At 41.7% G+C, this 21,152-nt stretch carries 22 protein-coding genes and 1 CRISPR repeat array; of the genes, 21 read left to right on the top strand and 1 reads right to left on the bottom strand.

Features of this window, described 5'->3' with window-relative positions; genetic code table 11:
* The first annotated feature begins 51 nt into the window (after nucleotides 1-51).
* Nucleotides 52-982: direct repeats of the CRISPR family, unit length 34 nt; unit sequence GTCTCACTCTATTCTGGAGTGAGTGGATTGAAAT.
* Between the two features lie 115 nt (nucleotides 983-1,097).
* Nucleotides 1,098-1,802, bottom strand: a complete 705-nt coding sequence (locus ABH902_RS06150; RefSeq protein WP_404589678.1) for a TIGR00266 family protein — start codon at nucleotides 1,800-1,802, stop codon at nucleotides 1,098-1,100.
* A gap of 199 nt (nucleotides 1,803-2,001) precedes the next feature.
* On the opposite strand from ABH902_RS06150, the gene ABH902_RS06155 reads away from it, so the two are divergent.
* From ABH902_RS06155 to ABH902_RS06255, 21 genes are all read left to right on the top strand, one after another.
* Entirely contained in the window at nucleotides 2,002-2,235 is a 234-nt protein-coding gene (locus tag ABH902_RS06155; RefSeq protein WP_404589679.1) for a DUF1858 domain-containing protein, read from the top strand.
* Entirely contained in the window at nucleotides 2,232-3,563 is a 1,332-nt protein-coding gene (locus tag ABH902_RS06160; protein ID WP_404589680.1) for a DUF438 domain-containing protein, read from the top strand. Before ABH902_RS06155 ends, ABH902_RS06160 begins: the two co-directional genes overlap by 4 nt.
* Nucleotides 3,564-3,832: 269 nt before the next feature.
* Nucleotides 3,833-4,402 carry a molybdenum cofactor guanylyltransferase gene (locus tag ABH902_RS06165; RefSeq protein WP_404589835.1) on the top strand — a complete coding sequence of 190 codons (570 nt, stop codon included), beginning with the start codon at nucleotides 3,833-3,835 and terminating at the stop codon, nucleotides 4,400-4,402.
* A 29-nt stretch (nucleotides 4,403-4,431) separates the two neighbouring features.
* Entirely contained in the window at nucleotides 4,432-5,247 is an 816-nt protein-coding gene (locus ABH902_RS06170; protein WP_404589681.1) for a formate/nitrite transporter family protein, read from the top strand.
* Nucleotides 5,237-5,821: a hypothetical protein gene (locus tag ABH902_RS06175; protein WP_404589682.1), complete on the top strand. Its 585-nt coding sequence runs from the start codon at nucleotides 5,237-5,239 to the stop codon at nucleotides 5,819-5,821. The genes ABH902_RS06170 and ABH902_RS06175 overlap by 11 nt, the downstream gene beginning before the upstream one ends.
* Complete coding sequence (locus ABH902_RS06180; protein ID WP_404589683.1) at nucleotides 5,809-6,297, top strand: NAD(P)H-dependent oxidoreductase subunit E; 489 nt, start codon at nucleotides 5,809-5,811, stop codon at nucleotides 6,295-6,297. The genes ABH902_RS06175 and ABH902_RS06180 overlap by 13 nt, the downstream gene beginning before the upstream one ends.
* 11 nt (nucleotides 6,298-6,308) lie before the next feature.
* Nucleotides 6,309-7,607, top strand: coding sequence for an NADH-quinone oxidoreductase subunit F (locus tag ABH902_RS06185; RefSeq protein WP_404589684.1), 1,299 nt, complete (start codon nucleotides 6,309-6,311; stop codon nucleotides 7,605-7,607).
* Nucleotide 7,608: 1 nt separating this feature from the next.
* Nucleotides 7,609-10,341 carry a formate dehydrogenase subunit alpha gene (gene fdhF / locus ABH902_RS06190; protein WP_404589685.1) on the top strand — a complete coding sequence of 911 codons (2,733 nt, stop codon included), beginning with the start codon at nucleotides 7,609-7,611 and terminating at the stop codon, nucleotides 10,339-10,341.
* 58 nt (nucleotides 10,342-10,399) lie between these two features.
* Nucleotides 10,400-11,602 carry a gephyrin-like molybdotransferase Glp gene (gene glp / locus ABH902_RS06195; RefSeq protein WP_404589686.1) on the top strand — a complete coding sequence of 401 codons (1,203 nt, stop codon included), beginning with the start codon at nucleotides 10,400-10,402 and terminating at the stop codon, nucleotides 11,600-11,602.
* Between the two features lie 162 nt (nucleotides 11,603-11,764).
* On the top strand, nucleotides 11,765-12,262 hold the full coding sequence (moaC, locus tag ABH902_RS06200) for a cyclic pyranopterin monophosphate synthase MoaC (protein ID WP_404589687.1): 498 nt from the start codon (nucleotides 11,765-11,767) through the stop codon (nucleotides 12,260-12,262).
* A gap of 18 nt (nucleotides 12,263-12,280) precedes the next feature.
* On the top strand, nucleotides 12,281-13,246 hold the full coding sequence (gene moaA / locus ABH902_RS06205; RefSeq protein WP_404589688.1) for a GTP 3',8-cyclase MoaA: 966 nt from the start codon (nucleotides 12,281-12,283) through the stop codon (nucleotides 13,244-13,246).
* Nucleotides 13,247-13,249: 3 nt separating this feature from the next.
* Nucleotides 13,250-13,684, top strand: coding sequence for an MOSC domain-containing protein (locus ABH902_RS06210; protein ID WP_404589689.1), 435 nt, complete (start codon nucleotides 13,250-13,252; stop codon nucleotides 13,682-13,684).
* Nucleotides 13,677-14,150, top strand: a complete 474-nt coding sequence (locus ABH902_RS06215; protein WP_404589690.1) for a molybdenum cofactor biosynthesis protein B — start codon at nucleotides 13,677-13,679, stop codon at nucleotides 14,148-14,150. The genes ABH902_RS06210 and ABH902_RS06215 overlap by 8 nt, the downstream gene beginning before the upstream one ends.
* Before the next feature lie 15 nt (nucleotides 14,151-14,165).
* Nucleotides 14,166-15,140, top strand: coding sequence for a molybdopterin-binding protein (locus ABH902_RS06220; protein WP_404589691.1), 975 nt, complete (start codon nucleotides 14,166-14,168; stop codon nucleotides 15,138-15,140).
* Nucleotides 15,141-15,157: 17 nt separating this feature from the next.
* Nucleotides 15,158-15,988 carry a molybdate ABC transporter substrate-binding protein gene (gene modA / locus ABH902_RS06225; protein WP_404589692.1) on the top strand — a complete coding sequence of 277 codons (831 nt, stop codon included), beginning with the start codon at nucleotides 15,158-15,160 and terminating at the stop codon, nucleotides 15,986-15,988.
* A gap of 9 nt (nucleotides 15,989-15,997) precedes the next feature.
* Entirely contained in the window at nucleotides 15,998-16,669 is a 672-nt protein-coding gene (modB, locus tag ABH902_RS06230) for a molybdate ABC transporter permease subunit (protein WP_404589693.1), read from the top strand.
* Nucleotides 16,666-17,670 (top strand): sulfate/molybdate ABC transporter ATP-binding protein, encoded by a 1,005-nt coding sequence (locus ABH902_RS06235; protein ID WP_404589694.1) that lies wholly within the window; start codon nucleotides 16,666-16,668, stop codon nucleotides 17,668-17,670. The genes modB and ABH902_RS06235 overlap by 4 nt, the downstream gene beginning before the upstream one ends.
* 186 nt (nucleotides 17,671-17,856) lie before the next feature.
* Nucleotides 17,857-18,126 carry a 30S ribosomal protein S14 gene (gene rpsN, locus ABH902_RS06240; RefSeq protein WP_404589695.1) on the top strand — a complete coding sequence of 90 codons (270 nt, stop codon included), beginning with the start codon at nucleotides 17,857-17,859 and terminating at the stop codon, nucleotides 18,124-18,126.
* Nucleotides 18,127-18,160: 34 nt separating this feature from the next.
* A complete protein-coding gene (locus ABH902_RS06245; protein ID WP_404589696.1) occupies nucleotides 18,161-18,301 on the top strand; it encodes a putative metal homeostasis protein in 141 nt (46 codons plus the stop codon).
* A 106-nt stretch (nucleotides 18,302-18,407) separates the two neighbouring features.
* Nucleotides 18,408-20,252 carry an LTA synthase family protein gene (locus ABH902_RS06250; RefSeq protein WP_404589836.1) on the top strand — a complete coding sequence of 615 codons (1,845 nt, stop codon included), beginning with the start codon at nucleotides 18,408-18,410 and terminating at the stop codon, nucleotides 20,250-20,252.
* A 15-nt stretch (nucleotides 20,253-20,267) separates the two neighbouring features.
* Nucleotides 20,268-21,026: a tRNA 2-thiocytidine biosynthesis TtcA family protein gene (locus tag ABH902_RS06255; RefSeq protein WP_404589697.1), complete on the top strand. Its 759-nt coding sequence runs from the start codon at nucleotides 20,268-20,270 to the stop codon at nucleotides 21,024-21,026.
* The last annotated feature ends 126 nt before the right edge of the window (nucleotides 21,027-21,152 follow it).

Here is a 21,152-nt window from a genome sequence, read left to right on the forward strand (position 1 = left end):
ATAAGTTAGTGGAAGACAGAGGAAAAGATGGAAATTAACTCGTTTTTCACGGTCTCACTCTATTCTGGAGTGAGTGGATTGAAATGCCTAAACACTCATCATCAAGAAAAGCCACATAACGTCTCACTCTATTCTGGAGTGAGTGGATTGAAATTTTGATAAATTCTGTGATAAATTTATCTGGATGTACGTCTCACTCTATTCTGGAGTGAGTGGATTGAAATAATTTGTGCGACCAACCCCATTGCTTGCCTATAGGTAGTCTCACTCTATTCTGGAGTGAGTGGATTGAAATGAGTAGACGAAACGCCACTCCAGTTGCTCCCTGATAGTCTCACTCTATTCTGGAGTGAGTGGATTGAAATAAAGAACTTAAAGCGTTACAACTAGCCGGAACTGAAGTCTCACTCTATTCTGGAGTGAGTGGATTGAAATTTGTGATGACACGTTTTGACTAGTCGTTTCCGCAGGTCTCACTCTATTCTGGAGTGAGTGGATTGAAATTCAGATATCCCAAGATTAGGATTTTCAGCTACACGTCTCACTCTATTCTGGAGTGAGTGGATTGAAATTGTATTACCAATCACATGGCTAAGCGGATAGTTAGTGTCTCACTCTATTCTGGAGTGAGTGGATTGAAATTCGCTGTAATTTAAATCTTGAGTGACTTGTTTTAGTCTCACTCTATTCTGGAGTGAGTGGATTGAAATCTTTAATCAGAATCACGAACGTTGATTTGTGGGGTCTCACTCTATTCTGGAGTGAGTGGATTGAAATTCTGCTTAGGACGTGAGACGCCTTTTCTGTTAGGGTCTCACTCTATTCTGGAGTGAGTGGATTGAAATTAGTAACTGACGATACAATCGACAAAAAATCATTATGTCTCACTCTATTCTGGAGTGAGTGGATTGAAATAGCTATTTCTTGGTGTGATACGTTGATTATTTTGTCTCACTCTATTCTGGAGTGAGTAATGGAGAGTCCATCTAGTTGGTGTCCTCAACAAGGTGTTGAGAATCACTCTTTGTTTCAAAATGAAAAAGTCACAAAAAAGCAGAAACATCGCTTCAAAGATGTTTCTGCTTTTTTATGTTTTATTAATTACTTGATCCGGTACTGATAAAAGGGCTGACTAAATCTGCCAAGCCTTGAATATTTCTTGTTTGAATCATAATTGTACCTTTACCGTGAAACTCGTTGACAACACCTTCACCTGTTGTAAAGCCAAAGATACCGGAAGCCACTTTGATATTGTAATCTAAGGATTCTGACCATGCCACTACATGTTGATTATCCACTACAAAAGGTTTTGAGCCATCTAAGTGAATTTCGATGATATCGCCGTAACTGTTTATCAATAATGAACCTGTGCCAGCCGTTTCCATAACAAATAATCCGCCGGTTCCGCCAAAGATAGCACCGCTTAATTTTTGGCGTTTCATATTATAAGAAACAGCTTCATCACAGGCTAAAAAAGCACCTGTATTTAAACGCCAATGCTGCTGACCAACCTGTAATTCTTTAATTGTTCCCGGTGTGGGCGGTGCTAGAGCAACTTTAGCTGAATCGCTTAAACCAATCGCTTTTGTAATAAAGAAGCTTTCACCACTTGTGATCGAACGACCTAGCGCACGAAGAGCTCCACCGATACCGGCTTTACCATTACTGTTCATTTTACCTTCTAATTTGATTTCTCCATTGTGATAAACCATCGCACCGCTTTCTAATTGAATATACTCATCGGCGGCTAAAAAAACTTCTACCAACGGAAATACCGTATTCTCTGTCATTGTATACTTCATTGAATAACCTCCTTTTGTTATCTACTAGTATACCTTATTTCGTTGGTAAATTCTCTAGGTTAAAATTTTTTCTTTTCTAAGGGTCTTCCCTAATAACAAAATAAAAAATGAAAATTCTCTAAAATATCGTGCAAACAATCACAAAAAGCGTATAATAACTTTGTTGAGAATCATTCTCAATGGATGGAGGTATGGTTTTATGCAAGAAATTAATGTGAACCAATCTGTGTATCAAATGGTCACTACTTTCCCAGAAACAAAGAAGATCATGTATGATTTGGGCTTCAAGAGTATTATTGAGCCTGGAATGCTGAATACAGCCGGACGTTACATGACACTTGCCAAGGGTGCAAAATTAAAGAAAATTCCTATAAATACTATTGAACAAGCTTTTACTGAAAAGGGGTTTGTTTTGAAAGGAGACTGGCTATGAATACAGTAGAGCGTCAGAAAAAAATTGTTGAGATTCTTTCCTTGTTGCATGAAGGAGGTTCTTTTGAAGAAGCCAAGCGGCTGTTTAATGAGTCCTTTGAAGGGGTCGATGTCACAGAAATTACAGCCGCAGAAAAAGCACTGTTGGCAAGCGGGTTAGATCCTAGTGAAATTCAAAGACTCTGCAATGTCCATGCTGCGGTCTTTAAAGGAGCAATTAATGAGATTCATCGTTCGAATTATGAGCATGAGCAGCCTGGTCATCCTATTCATACCTTAAAGCTGGAAAACAAGATCATTCAATCTCTTTTAGATGATGAGATCATGTGGGTTTTTGAAAAAATGGCGGCAGGTGATTGGAGCTACCGTGAGCGCTTACTGAAAGCTTTAGAAGAGCTGTTAACCATTGACATTCATTATCAGCGCAAAGAAACCTTGATTTTCTCTTATATGGAAAAATATGGTATTTCTGCACCGCCTAAAGTAATGTGGGGTGTGGATGATAGTATTCGTTCAGCGATTAAAGAAGTGATTAGCTACTTAAGCAGTGAAAAAGCAGCTATTAATCCGTTAAGAGAAAAATTAGAGACCGTTCAAAAAGAAATCGAAGAAATGATTTTCAAAGAAGAAGAAATTATGACGCCGATGACGTTGGATACCTTCACTCTGGATGATTGGGAAAAAATAGCTCACGACAGCAAAGATATCGGCTATGCCTTTATCCCGGAACCTTTACCTTGGAAAGCCAGCGCCAGTGCTAGAAAGAGTGAGGAAGAGCGAGAGCCACAACGTTTAGCGGCTATTAAGCAGGCGCAGGAAAATACGGCAGCAATTGCCGGCAGTATTGATGTAGAAACAGCAGAGCAAAACGCAAACGAAGAATACTTCGATTGGCAAAAGGCACAATCCGAAGCAACCGTCGTTTTACCTACAGGAACCTTGCAGTTGGCAGAATTAACAGCGTTGTTTCAGGTATTGCCGGTTGATTTGACCTTCGTTGATAAAAATGACCGCGTCCGTTTCTTTTCAGAAGGAAAATCACGTGTTTTTCCAAGAACAACCTCTGTCATCGGCCGTGAAGTAGTCAACTGTCATCCGCCAAAAAGTATGCATATCGTACAACAAATATTGGATGATTTTCGGACGAATGTTAGAGAGCAGGCCGATTTTTGGATTGATATGCGGGGACGGAAGATCTACATTCGCTATTTTGCTTTAAAAAACGAAGCGAACGAATATCTTGGCTGTTTGGAAGTCACCCAAGATATTACCGAAATTCAAACAATAGAAGGGCAAAATCGTTTATTGGACAATGAAAGCAACAACTAAATCGGAAATAAAAAACGTGAAGCAGAAGCTACTTTTGTTTCACGTTTTTCTATTTGAAAGATAGTCAAAGTGCTACATTAATTGTTCATATTGCACTAAAGAATTGAATTTAATTGTAAGAAATAACAAAATAGTAATTGACATGTTGGATGGATGTTTTATAATAGAATAAAAGTTGGAGCTAAAAATTATTTTTTAGTTCTAATTAATTTTTATCGAGTAGAGTATTTTTGTCAGTGCTTCATTAGTTCATCGAGGAGGTGACAAGAATTAAGCAATTATCAGATTGCAGTGCTGTAATTCTATGCGGAGGGAAAAGTTTACGCATGGGATTTGATAAAGCTTTACTTCAAGTGAACGGAGAATATGTTTTATTAAAAATGGTACAGCAATTAGAACAGCTTTTTCCGAAAGTTCTTTTAGTGACAAATGATCGTCAAAAGTTTCCACCAACCTTTCAGCAAGCAGCAATTATCGAAGATCATTATTCTGAAAAAGGTCCGTTGGGCGGCTTGGTTACGGCACTGGAGCAGCTTGAAACCAGTCATTTATTTTTAATGGCTTGTGATATTCCCCAGTTTAGTGTGCCTTTAATTGAAGAAATGGCGCTGTATATTTACACGCACGAGGTGGTTATTTGTCAGCAAGAGTCGCGTTTGGAGCCGTTGTTTGCTTTTTATCATCGGTCGTGTTTGCCGATCTTTTTAAAACAGCTGGCTACAGATGATTGGCGCATTCGTAAAGAATTTGCGCAATTTTCGGTAAAGAAAATACCCTTGAAGGATTCATATGGATTAAACAATGTGAATACTCCTGAGGAATTGGTTTTTTGGCAGTAGTCAAACAGGTTCGAGAAAGGAGCGGCAAGATGGATTTTTATAGTAGTCAGGAAGTCGTTACAGCATTGGGAGATAAAGCAGAGGAAAAGAGTAGACTTTCTCTGTTGCGGGTGAGCATTTTAGGAATCATGGCGGGTTTTTTTATTGCATTAGGCTATTTATCATTTATTAGAATTACCGGAACTCTGCCGCAAAACTGGGGCAGTCTGTCAACCTTTCTGGGTGGTTGTTTGTTTCCAATTGGATTGGTAGCGCTTACTTTTGTTGGTGGAGAGCTGGCAACTGGCAATATGATGGTTATGACCCTAGGTGTAATGCAACAGAAAATTCGCCTTAACGCACTTTTATTCAACTGGCTGATTGTCTTAGTGACAAATTGTCTGGGCGGAATTCTAGTGGCCTATCTTTTTGGGCATGTTGTCGGATTGACAGAGGGAGCTTTTTTAGAAAAGACATTATCTGTAGCACAAGGAAAAATTGCTGATTCCCCTATGGTGGCATTTGTTTCAGGCATCGGCTGTAATATTTTTGTTTGTCTCGCTGTTTATCTAGGTGCGATGGGCAAAAGCTATTTAGGTAAAATTTTTGGCTTATGGTTTCCTGTGATGGTTTTTGTTGTCTGCGGCTTTCAGCACGTTGTAGCCAACGCCTTCATTATTCCAGCAGCGATTTTCAGTCACAGTAGTCAAATTCAATGGCTGGATTACTTAGAAAACGTGTTGTTTGTTTTTCTTGGGAATGCGGTTGGCGGCAGTCTATTTCTAGCAGTTCCCTTGATGTTTGTGACAACCAAACCCAAGCCTAAAGAAGTTGAGCTGAGCGGGGCAGGCGTTTATGAAAAATGAGATTGTTGCCAGTTTGATTCAAATTGGTTCAACGGGGCGCAACAGCGGAAAAACGACCATTGCCAAGGCTTTAATTACCAAATACAGCCAAGAATTTACGATTTACGGCTTAAAGATTATTACCATCAGTGGCGCTCGCGGTGCTTGTCAGCGGGGAGCTGTCGGTTGTGGGATTTGTACGAGCATTGATCAGGGCTATGAGCTGATTGAAGAAAAAAATCGGCGCGGCGATAAGGATACAATGCAGCTTTTACGGGCAGGCTGTCAAAAAGTCTATTTACTAAAAGCATTTCAAGAACATTTATTTACTGGTTTTCAAGCATTTTTAGCATTAGTGCCGCAAGATGCGCTCATTGTTTGTGAATCGAATTCGTTAAGAGAAGTGGTTGAGCCAGCTTATTTTATCATGATGGACAATCAAAAAGGAATGAAAAAAACAGCAGCAAAAGTGATTGATCAGGCAGATTTGATTTTAAAAACACCGGAATTACCGGAAACCTTTTGCCTTCAGCAGGGAGTCGATAAGCTGATCGTTGGATCAAAAGATAGGAGAGTGAATGCATGGGTTCATTAAGTTTAGCAGAAAAGGAAGCGTTTATTTTAGCTAATGAGGCTGATCCGCAGCGTATTTTAAATATGTTGCTTGCCTTACAGTATCAATCAGAAGAAGGCTATATTGACGAAGAAACCGCCAAGCTGGTTGCGAAGCATCTGCATTTAACAGAGGCCAGAGTATATGAAATTTTAAGCTTTTATGCCATTTTAAAAACGGAGCCGCAGGCCAAATATGTCTTAAAGATCTGCAATAGTACGCCTTGTCACTATTCTGGCGGAGAAAGAGTGGCTGAGATTTTGGAAACAATCTTAGAGGTACCGGCGGATCAGCCAACACCGGATGGTTTATTTATGTATCACAGTATTCCTTGTATTGGTGCTTGCGACCAAGGTCCAGTGATTAAGATCAAGGATACTGTTTTCGGACATTTGACGGAGGCGAAGATTGAACAGCTGATTGTAGATCTCCAGAACAACCGCTATCAGGAACTATAGGAGGACAAAGGATGATAAAACGAAACCAGCCAGTCTTACTGGCTCGAATGGGGAAAATGTTGGATGCCACCAATGTCGCAGAATATCAGCAACTTGAAGGATTTAGCGGTTTAATGAAAGCAATTCAAATGGATAAAGAAGCGATTTTGGATGAACTGGATGTGGCTCATTTACGTGGTCGGGGCGGTGCTGCTTTTCCGTTAGGACGAAAGTGGCGACATTTATATGGTGCGAAAGGAGACACAAAATATATTGTCTGTAATGCCGATGAAGGCGAGCCGGGAACCTTTAAAGATAAGGCTTTATTGGCGCATGATCCGCTTAGTGTAATTGAAGGCATGGTCATTGCCGGGTATTTGTTTTCTGCAACAGCCGGATACATCTACATGCGGGGCGAGTATCGCAAGATTCAGGAAACCTTTCAAAAAGCATTGGATAATGCTGAACAAGCCGGTTTTTTAGGTAAAAATATTTTGGGAATTGAAGGCTTTGATTACAAGATAACCATCATTTCAGGAGCCGGGGCTTATGTTTGTGGAGAGAATTCCGCTTTGCTCAACTCAATTGAAGGGAAAACCGGTCGTCCGCGAGTGAAACCACCGCACTTAGCCGATGTCGGTTTGTATCTGAAGCCTACCTTGGTCAATAATGTCGAGTCCTTTGCTGGCATTCCAGTTATTTTACGTGCTGGCGGACAAGCATACCGGGACTTAGGCACAGAGGATGGCGGCGGTACGAAGCTGATCTGTTTATCTGGTCATATTAAAAATCGCGGTCTTTACGAAGTGAATCTGGGCACACCTTTGTCAGAAATTCTTTATTCGGAGGAATACGGTGGCGGCTCGGCTACTGGTCGTCCGTTGAAATTCATTCATTTTGGTGGACAATCCGGTCCGATTGGGGCTGTTTCAGATTTAGAGGATTGCGTATATTCCTATGAAGGACTCTGGGCTAAGGATTTATCAATTGGCTCCGGTGCGATTGTAGTTATGGATGACAGCGTCAGTATCGTCGATTATCTGGTGCAGGTGGCGGCTTTCTTTGCACATGAATCTTGCGGAAAATGCACACCATGTCGCTTAGGAACGACTCGCATTCTAGAGCAATTGACAAAATTTAATCATCAAACAGCGGCGGTTGGCGATCTTGAACGCTTTGAAAAAATGCTGACCCATGTAACGAATCTTTCGGCTTGCGGCTTAGGACAATCAGTAGCAAATCCCATGCGCAGTGGTTTAACTCACTTCCCTGAAGAGTTCGCAGCCGGTATTCGTGAAGCAGCGATTCCAGTCAAAGGAGGGCTTTGGTAAAATGGAGACACAAACAAAAGTAAAGACACAAACAGTTACCTTATCCATTGATGGACAAGCGGTCTCGGTGCCAAAAGGGACAACGATACTGGAAGCCGCAGAGCAGCTCGGTATTGAAATTCCTACCTTGTGTCATTTGAAAGAATTAGCACCGGACGGCTCCTGTAGAATGTGTACTGTTGAAATCGAAGGTGGACGAAAAGGCGGCTTAACCACTGCCTGCACGGCACATTGTCAAGAAAATATGGTGGTTTATACTAGCTCCGAACGAGTGAAGGATTCACGCCGCTTTGTCTTGGATTTATTATTGAGCAATCACAAAATGGAGTGCTTCTCCTGTGGGAAAAACGGCGACTGCAAGCTGCAGGATTATAGTATGGAATACGGCGTTGACAATACCACTTTTACAGATGGAAAACGGATGCCTTGTCATCAAGAGGATACGACTAGTCCATTCTTTGACTATGATCCAGAAAAATGTATTATGTGTCGTCGTTGTTCACGGGTTTGTCAGTTGCGTCAGGGTCGGGACATTATCAGTATTGCAAAACGCGGCTTTGATACCAAGATGACGCCAAGCTATGAAGCTTCCTTTGATCAATCACTATGCGAATCCTGCGGAAATTGTGTTTCTGTATGTCCAACCGGCGCATTGGTGGCTAAGGAGCATAAGAGCTATCGTGAATGGGAAACGAAAAAAATTCCGACTACCTGCCCGCATTGCGGTACTGGCTGTCAAATGAATTTAGTCGTTAAAGGCAATAAACTGGTTGGCGTGGAACCATTAAACGGTGAAGCAAATAAAAACTTGTTATGCGTGAAAGGTAAATTTGCTTCTTATAAATTTGTCGGGTCGGGTGATCGTTTAACGGAGCCCTTAATTAAACGCAATGGTGTCTTTGAACCAGCCAGCTGGGAAGAAGCCCTTACGTTAGTAGCGGATAAATTTAGTCAACTGAAAGCAGATTATGGGGCAGATTCACTTGCAGGCTTCTCCTGCTCGCGTTCAACGAATGAAGATAATTTCGTCTTCCAGAAAATGATGCGGGCGGCCTTTGGTACTAACAATGTGGATAACTGTGCGCGGGTCTGTCACTCGGCTTCAGTACACGGCTTGGCTCATACCTTAGGCTCTGGTGCTATGACGAATCCGATCGCAGACATTACAACAGATGTCGACGTTATTTTATTAGTCGGCTCAAATCCGGAAGAAGCCCATCCGGTCATTGGCTCGCAAATTCGTCAAGCGATGCAGCGGGGCACGAAGGTTATTGTAGTCGATCCGCGGAAAATCGATTTAGTGAAAAACTGTGAACTGCATCTCCAGCTACAAGCAGGAACTAACGTCGCTTTTGCCAACGGTATGATGCATGTTATTTTGAAAGAAGGCTTAGCTGACCGTGACTTTATCGAAAAACGAACGGAAGGCTTTGAAGCTTTGGAACAGCTGGTAGCAGAATATACACCGGAAAAGGTAGCTGAAATTTGTCATATTCATCCTGACGACTTGGTTCAAGCGGCCAGACTTTATGCACAGGCGGAAAAGGCGCCGATCATTTATTGTCTAGGTGTAACGGAGCACTCGACTGGAACGGAAGGCGTAATGAGTATGTCAAACCTAGCAATGCTAGTTGGCAAACTGGGCAAGCCAGGCTGTGGTGTCAATCCGCTTCGTGGACAAAACAATGTGCAGGGAGCTTGTGATATGGGCTGTATGCCATACGATTTCCCTGGGTATCAAAAGGTGAATAATCCAGAGGTAATGGCGAAGTTTGAAAAAGCTTGGAATGTTGAATTAAATAAAAAGACGGGCTTAACCTCAACTCAAGTTCTGCCAGCAGCGATTAAGGGAACGATTAAAGGTTTGTATATTTTTGGAGAAGATCCGATTGTCACTGATCCGGATACTAATCACGTTCGTAAAGCCTTGGAAAATCTGGATTTCTTAGTGGTACAGGAATTATTTATGACGGAAACTGCTGCGTATGCGGATGTTGTTTTACCGGGAATTAGCTATGCAGAAAAAGACGGCACCTTCACTAATACGGAACGAAGAGTTCAGCGTATCCGCAAAGCGGTGGAGCCAAAAGGACAGGCGCGAGAAGACTATGCAATTTTCTGTGATGTGATGACGCGTTTAGGCTATCCTTGTCATTATAATTCGGCAAAGGAAATTATGGATGAAATTGCGGCGGTTACACCTTCATTTGCGGGGATTAATTTTGAACGCTTGGAAAATGGTGGGCTGCAATGGCCTTGTCGCAGCTTAGAGGATCCGGGAACAGCCATTATGCACGTGGGCGAATTTGCTCGGGGCAAAGGCTTATTTATGGCAATCCCTTATAAAAAAGCACGTGAGCTGCCGGACGAGGAATATCCATACTTAATGTCTACCGGACGCATGCTGTATCATTATAATACGCGTGCAATGACCGGACGGACGGAAGGGATTAATCAAATTGTGAATCGTTCCTATATTGAAATAAATGCAGTAGATGCGGCTCGTCTAGGAATTAATGAAGGCGATAAAGTGAAAGTCAGCTCCCGCAGAGGAACGATTGAAACCTATGCAGCGGTTGGTAATCGAGTATTTCCGCAGGAAGTGTTTATGACATTCCATTTTCCAGACGGGAATGTTAATGAATTAACCAATGCGGAATTTGACGATATAGCGATTATTCCAGAATACAAGGTTTGTGCGGTGACGATTGAGCCGGTTGAACAAGCAAACTAATGACAAGGGTCATTGATGTGCTACCTGTTGATCAGACGGAAAAAGGAGATGAAAAGCGATGCTCGAAGTGGAAGCTGCAGTAGAAAAAATTTGTCAGGTATTACCGCAACAAAAAAGAACAGAGGTTGTTGCTCTTTTAGATGGATTAGGACGAATTTGTGCGGAGGATATCTTGGCGAGAGTGGCAGTTCCCACTTTTCCACGGGCAGGAATGGATGGCTATGCAGTGAGAGCTTGTGAAACACAAGGAGCTAGTGGGGAACAGCCGCTTATTTTGCCGGTTACTGAAACCATTTATGCCGGTGATTCTCCGAAAAAAGGCCGAGCAGCTAAAGGTTCGGCAGTTAAAATTATGACTGGCGCGCCAATTCCTGCTGGCTTTGATGCGGTGATTAAGCAAGAATGGACAGATGGCGGCAAAACAGAAGTAAAGATTTACCGATCAGTGGTCAAAGGAGCAAACTATGGTGAAATTGGCGAGGATATTCAGTTTCAGCAGAAAATCATTCATAAGCATCAGCGGATAAATAGCCGTATGATTGGGGTTTTGGCCAGCCAAGGGCTGAAAGAAATTCGTGTTTTTGCGCCAATGAAGGTTGGTCTTTTAGCAACTGGAAGTGAGCTAGTTGCTTTAGAAGAAGACTTATCTGAAGGGAAAATTTACAACAGTAACTTGTATACGATTGCCGCTTTTCTTAAAGGGAGTGGCAGTGAAGTAGTTTTTGCTAAACATTGCTCTGATGATGTAACTGCCTTGTCACAAGCAATTCAAGCAGGAATTTCACAGGTAGACCTTTTAATCACGACTGGTGGTGTATCTGTGGGGGCTAAGGATGATGTACCGGCCGCTATTCAGAATTTAAAGGGTGAACAGCTATTTCACTTTGTAAATATGAAGCCGGGAACGCCGGTGATGGCCAGCTTATACCAAGATCGAGTTATCTTAAGCTTATCCGGTAATCCTTTTGCAGCCGTGGTTAATCTTCACGTGTTTTACTGGGCCTTGCTGGCGCACTTTATGAATTGTCCAGAGCTGAGTCTCCAACAGCGGCAGGTTCGTTTAGCTGCTGATTTGCCTTTGACTAAGATTCGTCGTTTCATTCGTGCTTTTGAAGCAGATGGAAAAGTATCATTGGTTTCAGCCTGTCATCGTTCTTCTGTTTTTCAGAATACCTTAGCAACGAATTGTCTGATTGATCAGCCTGCCAACAGCGAGTTGAAAAAAGGTGAGCATGTCACCGTTTATTATTGGAAGTTTTAAATCAATAGAGAAAACAGCAGCTTTATCGTTTAGAGATGCTGTTTTTATGCTAAAAAAAATTATTTATAGCAGATTGTTTTTTTTTAGCCAGAGTGATAAACTTAAATCAAGACAAGGATCATTTATTATTACGAAATGAAAGCGTTTTTAAGAGGTGCGAAGATGAAGAATGAAGCTTACTTTACTCATATAAACGAGCAAGGACAGGCACGAATGGTTGATGTTTCCGCTAAGCAAAGCACAGAGAGAAAAGCCGTCGCATATGGTGAAATTATCATGAAGGTTTCCGTAGCACAAGCAATCAAAAATCAGACAATCAAAAAAGGCGAGGTGTTGCAGGTGGCTAGAATAGCTGGTATTTCAGCCGCTAAGCGTACCTTTGAGCTGATTCCTTTGTGTCACTTGATTGCTTTAACTAAATGCTCGGTTGATTTCGATTGGGTGTCAGAGTCTACCTTATCAGTCCAATGTGAGGCAAAAACCACAGGCGTGACTGGTGTTGAAATGGAAGCCTTAACAGGAGTAAACGCTGCGTTATTGACGGTCTATGATATGTGCAAAGCATTGGATAGAGGGATGAAGATTACGAATATTCATTTACTAGAAAAAGACGGCGGGAAAAGCGGGCACTATATGGCTCCAACTGATAACCGTGATTAAAGAAAGGGCGCGAAATCAATGAAGGATTCCTTTGGCCGAACCATTGACTATGTTCGTTTATCCGTAACCGATCGCTGTGATCTACGCTGCACGTATTGTATGCCAGAAACAGGTATGTGCTTTTTAAAAAAAGCTGAAGTTTTGAGCTTTAGTGAGATTTTATTTTTAATTGAAAGCTTGGCAGAACACGGTGTACGCAAAGTGAAAATCACAGGGGGCGAACCGCTGACCCGCAAAGATACGGTGCCGATCATTAAAGCATTGAAAGCAATTAAAGGTATTGAAAAAGTCACGCTTACTACCAATGGCGTTCAACTGGCCAGATATGCTCAGGAGTTAAAAGCTGCCGGGTTAGATGGCGTAAACATTAGTATCGATACCCTAGAGCCGAAAGAATTTCGCCAAATAACTCGTGTAGGTGCTTTGCCGCAGGTTCTTTCAGGCTTAAACGCAGCGCTTGCAGTTGGGTTGCCGAATATTAAAGTCAATACTGTTGCTAGAGGAGAATTATCTGCAGAAGCGATTTGTCGAATTGCGGAGCTGGCACAAGAGGATGCGCTTCATGTACGTTTTATTGAATTAATGCCGATTGGCTTGGGTAGCGGTTGTTCAGGAAAGAGTCAGGAAGAAATTATGGCTATTTTAACGGAGAGATATGGAGCATTGACTGCTTTTGAACAGCGGTTAGGCAATGGACCTGCTAATTACTATTCTTTACCTGATTTTAAAGGGAAAATCGGGTTTATCAGTGCGCTAGGTCATTGCTTTTGTGCCGAATGTGATCGCATTCGAATTACAGCTGACGGTAGCCTGAAAACCTGTTTACATATGGACGATGGCTGTGAGCTGAAGGCAGCGCTGCAAACAGGCAATAAATCTTTATTAATGAAACAAATTCTTTCTGCGATTCAACAAAAACCGGAAAAGCATCATTTTTTAGAAAAACAAGGAGACAAACGGTTTATGTCTCAAATTGGAGGATAGATTATGGCAACTGGGGAAGTAATTGCAATTAACATTAGTGAACGAAGAGGAACACAAAAAAAGGAAATTGAGGAAGTCGAACTAATTAAAGGCTTTGGTTTGGAGGATGATGCTCATGGCGGCAACTGGCACCGCCAAGTGAGTCTTTTATCCTTTGAAAAGGTAACAGAATTCAATGAGCGCGGTGCACGTGTAGGCAATGGCGCTTTTGGTGAAAATATCGTCGTTTCGGGAATAGATTTACGTCAATTACCAGTAGGTAGTCAAATCCGAATTGGCGCAGCTGAATTAGTAGTGACTCAAATTGGTAAGGAATGTCATCATCATTGCCAAATTTATGCGCGCGTCGGTGATTGTATTATGCCTAGGGAAGGGATTTTTGCAGTTGTGGTCACACCAGGACATATTAAAAAAGGAGATCGGCTGGAAGTTGTATAAAGTAGGGATTATTACGTTAAGCGACAAGGGGGCTCAAGGGCTGCGGGAGGATATATCTGGTGCCTTGATCAAAGAGCTGCTGCCGGAAAATTTTCAAGTGGTCAAGCAAACGATCTTACCGGATGATAAGGAGCAGTTGCGCTCGCTTTTAATTGATTGGTGTTCGGTCTGTGATTTGCTGCTAACTACCGGAGGAACAGGCTTAGGCGTGCGAGATATTACACCGGAAGTGACGCTGTCAATTGCTGATAAGGAAGTTCCCGGAATTACAGAAGGCATGCGTCTATTTAATTTGCAGAAAACTCCTTTTGCGATGTTAAGTCGAGCGGTTTGTGTTCAGCGAGGCAAAACCTTAATTATTAATTTACCCGGAAGTCCTACCGGTGTTTCGGAGAATTTGACGTATGTTCTGCCGATTTTGCCGCACGCGTTAGATATACTCACAGACCGAAAGACAGAGCATTAATATGGAGGGAATTATATGGAAGTGGTTAAAACAGTCGAGGCTCAAGGGCTAACCTTGTGTCAGGACATTACTAAAATTGTTAAAGACGAATTTAAAGGTGCTTTGTTCAAAAAAGGTCATCAAGTGACCGCAGAGGATATTCCGGTTTTGTTGTCTTTGGGAAAAGAGCATTTGTTTGTCTGGTCGAAAGAGCCCGGTATGGTTCATGAAAATGAAGCAGCTGAAGTGCTGTATCAACTGGTTGCTGATAAAAACATGAAGCCTACTAAGATTTCAGAAGGAAAAATCGAAGTAGTTGCTGAGAAAGATGGTTTGTTAAAAATTGATCAAGAAAAGCTACTTAAGCTTAATTTATTAGCTAAAATTGCCATCGCTACATTACCTACGAATCAAAAAGTCACTGCTGGCCAAAAACTGGCGGGAACCAGAATCATTCCCTTAACGATTGAGGCGGAACGTTTGGCACAGGCAGAAGCTTTGGTCGGCAATGAGCCGGTACTGTCTTTGTTATCTTTTGAAAGTATAACGGTTGGCATTGTCACAACGGGCAGTGAGGTTTTTAATGGTTTAATTGAAGATGCGTTTACGCCGGTTGTCAAAGCGAAGCTAGCTGAATATCCGAATGCGACGATCCGGTTTCATGAAATTGTCAACGACGAGCCGCAAAATATTACCGCTGCGATTGAACGTATGCTGGCTAAAGGAGCGGATCTAATTTTTTGTACAGGTGGAATGAGTGTGGATCCTGACGACCGAACACCCTTAGGCATTAAGCAAACCGGAGCTGAGATTGCCTTTTACGGAACGCCTGTTTTACCAGGTTCCATGTTGTTGGTGGCTTATTTAAATGGTCGAACGATTGTCGGACTGCCGGGTGGTGTGCTGTATTCCAAACGAACAGTGTTTGATTTGCTGTTACCACGGATAATGGCACAGGACAAAATTACAAAGGAAGAAATCGCCGGTTTAGGCTATGGCGGTTACCTATAAAAGGAGGAGAAACAGAAATGAAAGGAATTAAAAAATTTTCGCTGATTAGTTTGATTGTACTGACTTTAGGAGGCCTAGGCGCTTGTTCTTCCAACAATGAAGCGAATAAGGATTCTTCAGAAACCGCCAGCTCCAGCTCAAGTCAAGCCGAGAGTGGACATGTACTGATTGCCGCCGCTGCCAGTTTGGAAAATGTTATGGAAAAAGAGTTGATTCCTGCTTTTGAAAAAGAACATTCAGGCGTCACTATTGAAGGTAATTATGATAGCTCGGGAAAGTTACAGACGCAAATTGAAAAAGGCTTAGAAGCCGATATTTTCTTTTCCGCCGCTACCAAACAAATGGATGCATTGGTCTCGCAAAAGCTAGTCGCTAAAGACGAGGTCGTTCCGTTGCTGGAAAATCAGTTAGTCTTAATTGTACCGAAAAATTCAGATAAAGACTGGAAGGATTTTAATGATTTAAAGAAAGCGGAAATGGTTGCGATCGGAGATCCTGCAAGTGTGCCGGCAGGTCAGTATGCAGAAAAAGGCTTAAAAGCACTTGGTATTTGGGATGAAGTAAAAGAGCATGCCAGTTTTGGAACCAATGTAACTGAAGTATTAAATTGGGTGGCAAAAGGTAGCTCCGAAGCTGGTCTGGTCTATGCGACGGATGCAGCATCCAGTGATGAAGTGAAGATCATTGCTACTTTACCGGAGGATACCTTGGATGATCCGATTATTTATCCGGTCGCTCCTTTAGAAAAAACCAAAGACAACAAGGCTGCTGCAGACTTCCTAGACTTTTTACAAAGTGATACGGCAGCGAAGGCCTTTAAAGAAGCAGGATTTACTGTGAATAAGTAGGTGGAGCAGATGGATTTGAGTCCAATCTTTATTTCATTTAAAACAGCAATTGTTGCGATTGTATTCACCTTTTTTATTGGAACGGTCAGTGCCTATCTTATTTTTCGAATGAAAACGCGAGAGCTGAAAATGCTTTTTAATAGCTTGTTTACATTACCGCTAGTCTTACCGCCGACTGTTTTTGGCTTTTTCCTGTTGGAAATTTTTGGTGTGGAGCAGCCTATCGGACGTTTCTTGCTGGATTTTTTTGCGGTAAAAGTGGTATTTTCATGGCAAGCGACGGTGATTGCGTCCGTTGCCGTTTCTTTTCCTATGATGTATCGTTCTGCGATTGCCGCTTTTGAGCAGATCGATCCGGAGTTATTTGCCGCAGCACAAACACTGGGCTTTTCCGAAATGAAAATTTTTGGAAAAATCGCTTTGCCGCTAGCGGTAAATGGGTTGCTGGCAGGCGGTGTACTGGCGTTTGCCAGAGGCTTGGGAGAATTTGGTGCAACAACCATGCTGGCAGGGAATATCGCCGGAAAAACTAGAACCTTACCCTTAGCGATTTATTCAGCAGTAGCGGCTGGTGATTGGTCTTTAGCCCAAAAATACGTTTTGATTATTATAGTAATTTGTTTGGTCATTTTATTTTTAACCGAAATTTTTACTAAGAAAACACGAGGGTTTAATAGATGAAGCTATTGGTGGATATTCAAAAGCAATTAAAAAATCATCAGTTAACGATCCAGTTTGAGATTGAATCTACCAAGTTAGGCATTTTAGGTGCTTCGGGCTGCGGGAAAAGTATGCTGCTAAAATGTATTGCCGGGATTGAAACGCCGGACACTGGTCGGATTCAATTAGGAGAACGGATTTTATACGATGATAAACAAGGGATTAATCTGCCGCCGCAAAAGCGTAAAACCGGCTTGTTGTTTCAGCAATACGCGCTTTTCCCTCATTTAACTGTTACGCAAAATTTGCAAAGTGTCACGCAGGATCAGTCTTTTTTGGTGAAGCTGCTGCAGATGTTTCATTTGGAAAATGTGCAGCAAAGCTATCCCGCTCAATTATCTGGTGGCCAAAAGCAAAGAGCTGCTTTTGCAAGGATGCTGGCAGCAAAGCCTGAGCTGATTTTATTAGATGAACCCTTTGCGGCGCTGGATACTTCTTTAAAAGAGGAGCTGCAAATTGAACTGCAAAAGCATTTAGCTGATTTTAACGGTAATGTACTGATTGTCAGTCATAGCTTGGACGAGCTGTATCGTTTGTGTCCGGCGTTAATTGTAGTTTCGGAAAAGGAATGTGTCTTTGCCCAAACGGATCAATTATTTCAACAGCCGCAGACCGTAACTGCCGCAAAGCTGACTGGCTGCAAAAACATTTTGCCGATCGAACGTATTGATGCGCATACGGTTCGTGTGTTGGGCTGGTCTCAAACACTGACGGTCGCTTGTGAGGTACAGGAAAAGCATCGTTATATAGGAATTCGTGCCCATGACCTTTTGCCTAAGGTATCTGGTGTCAATCAACTGGCAGTCGAGTATTTGTACGCTCAACAAACACCTTTTGAACAAAATGCGTGGTTGAATCATGAAGGAACGAAGCTTTGGTGGAAAGGAAGTAAACAGCTGCAGATTGAGACAGTGACGGAAGTTGCAGTTCTACCGGAAGCGATTATGGCGTTAAGTGAATAAAAAAGTGAATGTGAGAGCGAGGCAAAACTAAAAAACAGTTTTGCTACGCTCTCTATTTACGAATAAACGGCGGGATCAGTCGAACGCAACTTTTTCTTTGAATAAAGCTGCTTGCAATTGAGAAATATAAATGGTATCCTATAACCTGTAAAACGTAATTATTACGATTTGGGAAAGGGGAAACGTATGGCCAAAAAAGCTAAAATAGCAAAAGCAAAGCAGCAGCAAGCGCTGATTGAACAATATGCCGAACGTCGACAAGCATTAAAAGCGAATAAAGATTACGCGGCTTTAGCGAAGCTGCCAAAGGATTCAAATCCGAATCGCTTAAAAAACCGCGATCAGTTTGACGGACGACCAAGAGCGTATATGCGCAAATTTGGTCTGTCACGGATCAACTTTAGAACCTTGGCTCATCAAGGGAAAATTCCCGGTGTAAAAAAAGCCAGCTGGTAACACATAATAGTTAAGTTAATTAAGAGGTGATTCAATGGAAAAGCAAGACCTTGCCAGTGCCCGCAGACGTTTGAAATGTGCAAATCGAAAAACACGCAAACGTGCCTTGAAAATTATTCAACAGGCCAAAAGAGAAAAAAGAAAACAACTGCTGGCAGTAAGCAGCGCTAATTAATAAACCTAGTTAAAGTAAAGCTCTCATTCGTAGAAAGCTTTACTTTTTTTTTGACTAAGCATAAACTAATAGAGGACAGAACTTGGAAAATGAATGGGAGAATCGTGTGAAAGAAAAATTACAGATATTCAAGAAAAAAACAATCAAGTATCCTTTGATAATTATTGGCTTACTGCTGCTAGTATTGGTAAGTAATCTTTATTTACAGTGGTGTCAAAATGAGCTGTCAGTTGATTTGGCAGTCAAATTTGCTTTTTCGTGGCATACAGAAAAATTTATGTTAGGTTGCTTCGTTCTGCTGCTCTTTTTGCTGCTTTTGTGCAGTGTGGCGGGCTCGTTTGCCTTAGGAGGTCTACTATATGCTATTGCGATTGGGATTTTAGGCTTTGCAGATTATCAGAAGATGTTTTATCGAACGGAGCCGATTTATCCAGATGACTTAAAGATGATTACTGAATTTGGTTTGCTTAGAGAAATGGTTGGCACCATTCCTTTTGTGGTGATCTTAGTAATAGCTGCTGTCGGATTATTTTTCTTTGGTCGAGCAATTTATAAAAGTCGGTTGTTGTCGAAAAAAGCCCAAATCCTGCGTGTGCTCGGGCTAGTTATAACAATTGGTTCATTGAGCTATGTCAGCAACTTCAACCAGCCAACGAATTTATTGCGTAAAGCCTACAATCGTACAGCTTTATGGATTCCCTATAGTCAAAAAATGAATTACTATAACACAGGCTTTATCGGCGGCTTTTTATATAATTTAAAAGTAGAAGCAATGGAAAAACCGGCTAATTATAGTGAAAAAACAATCAATACCATTACTGAAAAATATACCGAAAAAGCGCAAAAGCTCAATCAAAAAGCTTCTACGGAGCAGCCCAATATTATTTTTGTGATGAGCGAAAGCTTCTCTGATCCGCAGCATCTCAACGGTGTAACTGTCAATCAGGATCCCTTAGCTGATTATCGCTCAGTAGCGAATACAACCTACAGTGGTCAAATGCTGTCACAAAACTACGGCGGTGGTACAGCCAATATTGAATTTGAAGCGCTGACGAGCTTTTCCATGGCACTTTTTAATCCACAAATGACAACACCTTATACGATGCTGGTGCCTAAAATGCAGGAGCTGCCGTCCATTGTCTCTTTATTGAAAAACCAAACGTATCATGCCACAGCCATTCATCCGTACAATACCTCGATGTATAAACGAAAAGATGTGTATCAGATCTTAGGCTTCGATCAGTTTATTAGTGAAGAAACAATGACTCATAAGGAAAAACTGCAAAATAACCCGTATATTTCCGATGCTTCAGCGTATAAAGAAATTTTGGATGTGCTGAAAGACGGAGATACTCCGCAGTTTGTTCATTTAGTGACAATGCAAACTCATATGCCGTACAGCGACAAGTACACTTCATCAGCGTATTCGTCACAAAGTAAAGGCAACAAAACTGCGATTGATAATTACATGCAGGATATTGCCTACAGTAGTGAAGCGTTGAAGGAATTTACGACCGCATTAAACAAGCTGGACCGACGAACCTTGGTCGTATTTTGGGGAGATCATTTGCCAAGTATTTATTCTGATGAAATCAAAGCAGATAATGATCAAGCAACGTTGCATCAAACAGAATTTTTAATGTATGATACCCAAAATCAGCTTTCAGATAAAAAAAATCATGAAGCGATGACCAGTCCTTTTTATTTTGCTCCCACCTTATTTGAGCAAAGTGAGTTAGCTGTTTCCGGTTTTTATCAGCTTTTAACAGAGCTGGAAAAAGAAGTGCCGGCTTTTGAAAATGGTCTTTACTATCAGGAGCAGCAGTGGCAAAAGACCTTGTCATTAACGAAGGAGCAGGAAAAGCTGTATCAGGAGTATCAGCTGATTCAGTACGATATTGTATCTGGTCAGGGCTACAGTTTGGATTCCGATTTTTTTAAAGAAAAGTAACCAAAGGAGCAGAACATGAGTTTTAAAAAGAAAGATAATCAGATTTATTATAATCCCATTCGGCGGGCGGTGTTAAATCATCAGTTGATTGAACCGGGCGATAAAGTCGCAATCGGGATGAGTGGGGGAAAAGATAGTACCAGTCTGCTGTACTTTTTGGATATGATTGCCAAGCAAAAACGGCTGGGTTTTGAATTTGAAATTGTGCCGATTACCTTAGCGATGGGCTTTGATGTAGATATTGCACCACTTCAGGCGTTTACGACCTCTTTAGGGTATGAGCTGGAGATTGTTCCGACAAATATTGCGCAAGTCGTCTTTGATATTCGGGAAGAACGTTCACCTTGCTCTTTGTGCGCGAAGCTGCGGCGAGGCATTCTTTACAATCGTGCGAAGGAGCTAGGCTGTAACAAGGTAGCTTTAGGCCATCACTTGGATGATGCGATTGAGACCTATTTCATGAACTTTTTATTTCATGGCCAAATGGCCAGCTTTGAGCCTAAGAGCTATTTGTCCAAAACAGGCATTACCCTGATTCGTCCGCTGATCTATGTTGAAGAAAAACAGATTATCCACTTTGTAAAACGCGAAGAGCTCCCGGTTATTTTTAATCCTTGTCCGGTAGATAAGCAGACGAAGCGGGAAGAGATCAAGCACTTAGTTACAAACTTGGCCCAAAGCTATCCCGATATTCGAGAAAAATTCATTATGGGGATGGAGCAAGGTCTGGCAGCTAATTTCTGGACCAAGACCTATGCCCCTTTACAAAAATAAAAATAAAGACTGAACCCGCGACTTTCTAGTTGCGGGCTTTTTTAGGAGAACAATTTTCAAGTTCATTTCAGAAAATCAATAAGTTTCATTTGAAAAACACTAAAAGAACAGGTATAATAAATGACA

Origin of the sequence: Enterococcus sp. UD-01 (assembly GCF_044909655.1) — a bacterium.
Taxonomy (GTDB): domain Bacteria; phylum Bacillota; class Bacilli; order Lactobacillales; family Enterococcaceae; genus Enterococcus_L.

Coding starts and splice junctions, on each gene's coding strand:
- ABH902_RS06170 (WP_404589681.1), top strand. CDS start 4,432: ATGGATTTTTATAGTAGTCAGGAAGTCGTTACAGCATTGGGAGATAAA.
- ABH902_RS06160 (WP_404589680.1), top strand. CDS start 2,232: ATGAATACAGTAGAGCGTCAGAAAAAAATTGTTGAGATTCTTTCCTTG.
- moaA (WP_404589688.1), top strand. CDS start 12,281: ATGAAGGATTCCTTTGGCCGAACCATTGACTATGTTCGTTTATCCGTA.
- rpsN (WP_404589695.1), top strand. CDS start 17,857: ATGGCCAAAAAAGCTAAAATAGCAAAAGCAAAGCAGCAGCAAGCGCTG.
- ABH902_RS06235 (WP_404589694.1), top strand. CDS start 16,666: ATGAAGCTATTGGTGGATATTCAAAAGCAATTAAAAAATCATCAGTTA.
- ABH902_RS06175 (WP_404589682.1), top strand. CDS start 5,237: ATGAAAAATGAGATTGTTGCCAGTTTGATTCAAATTGGTTCAACGGGG.
- ABH902_RS06245 (WP_404589696.1), top strand. CDS start 18,161: ATGGAAAAGCAAGACCTTGCCAGTGCCCGCAGACGTTTGAAATGTGCA.
- moaC (WP_404589687.1), top strand. CDS start 11,765: ATGAAGAATGAAGCTTACTTTACTCATATAAACGAGCAAGGACAGGCA.
- fdhF (WP_404589685.1), top strand. CDS start 7,609: ATGGAGACACAAACAAAAGTAAAGACACAAACAGTTACCTTATCCATT.
- ABH902_RS06155 (WP_404589679.1), top strand. CDS start 2,002: ATGCAAGAAATTAATGTGAACCAATCTGTGTATCAAATGGTCACTACT.
- ABH902_RS06220 (WP_404589691.1), top strand. CDS start 14,166: ATGGAAGTGGTTAAAACAGTCGAGGCTCAAGGGCTAACCTTGTGTCAG.
- ABH902_RS06150 (WP_404589678.1), bottom strand. CDS start 1,802: ATGAAGTATACAATGACAGAGAATACGGTATTTCCGTTGGTAGAAGTT.
- modB (WP_404589693.1), top strand. CDS start 15,998: ATGGATTTGAGTCCAATCTTTATTTCATTTAAAACAGCAATTGTTGCG.
- modA (WP_404589692.1), top strand. CDS start 15,158: ATGAAAGGAATTAAAAAATTTTCGCTGATTAGTTTGATTGTACTGACT.
- ABH902_RS06185 (WP_404589684.1), top strand. CDS start 6,309: ATGATAAAACGAAACCAGCCAGTCTTACTGGCTCGAATGGGGAAAATG.
- ABH902_RS06180 (WP_404589683.1), top strand. CDS start 5,809: ATGGGTTCATTAAGTTTAGCAGAAAAGGAAGCGTTTATTTTAGCTAAT.
- glp (WP_404589686.1), top strand. CDS start 10,400: ATGCTCGAAGTGGAAGCTGCAGTAGAAAAAATTTGTCAGGTATTACCG.
- ABH902_RS06255 (WP_404589697.1), top strand. CDS start 20,268: ATGAGTTTTAAAAAGAAAGATAATCAGATTTATTATAATCCCATTCGG.
- ABH902_RS06210 (WP_404589689.1), top strand. CDS start 13,250: ATGGCAACTGGGGAAGTAATTGCAATTAACATTAGTGAACGAAGAGGA.